Source organism: Streptomyces viridosporus (genome assembly GCF_002078235.1).
Classification (GTDB): domain Bacteria; phylum Actinomycetota; class Actinomycetes; order Streptomycetales; family Streptomycetaceae; genus Streptomyces; species Streptomyces viridosporus.
The window spans coordinates 1-626 of sequence record NZ_MSGP01000792.1; the positions used below are offsets into that span (position 1 = coordinate 1).

Consider the following 626-nt stretch of genomic DNA (forward strand, 5'->3'; position numbering starts at 1 on the left):
GCCCTGGTCGAGGGCGCCCTGGCGGCGCGAGGACAGGACGACGGCGGCGGCGCGGTCCATGCGTTCGCGGGCGTAGGCGGCGAGCGCGGTGGGCACGTGGGCGCAGGCGCCGAGGCGGTCGGCGAGCACGGCGGCGTCCTCGAGCGCCATGTTGGCGCCCTGGCCGAGGGCCGGGACCATGGGGTGGGCGGCGTCGCCGAGCAGCGCGACCCGGTGGTCGGTCCAGCGCGGGGCGGGATCGCGGTCGTGGATGTCGGTGACGACGACGTCACCGGGGTCGGCGGCGCGCACCAGGTCGACCACGGGCGGGTACCAGCCCTCCAGCGCGGTGAGCAGGGCGCGCCGGGCCTCCTCGGGCCCCTTGGCGGGCCACTCCCCCTCGGGTGCGGTGATCTTGGCGGTCCAGTACAGGGTGTCGTCGCCGACGGGGGCGATGAACAGCTGGATGCCGCGGCCGTTGACGACGTGGCCGCGCTGCCCCAGCACGGAGCCGCGGGTGCGTCCGCGCACCGAGGTGTAGCCGCGGTAGACGGGGGGCCCGTCGCCGAGCATGCGGCGCCGCACGGCGGAGTGGATGCCGTCGGCGGCGATCAGTACCTGGCAGGCGGCGGCGCCGCCGTCGGAGA

Annotated in this window: 1 protein-coding gene; it reads right to left on the reverse strand. The window is 77.3% G+C overall.

Annotated features, from left to right (window positions below; all coding sequences use genetic code 11):
- On the reverse strand, nt 1–626 hold a 626-nt coding region (locus B7L92_RS37595; RefSeq protein WP_255311347.1), incomplete at both ends, for an FAD-dependent monooxygenase.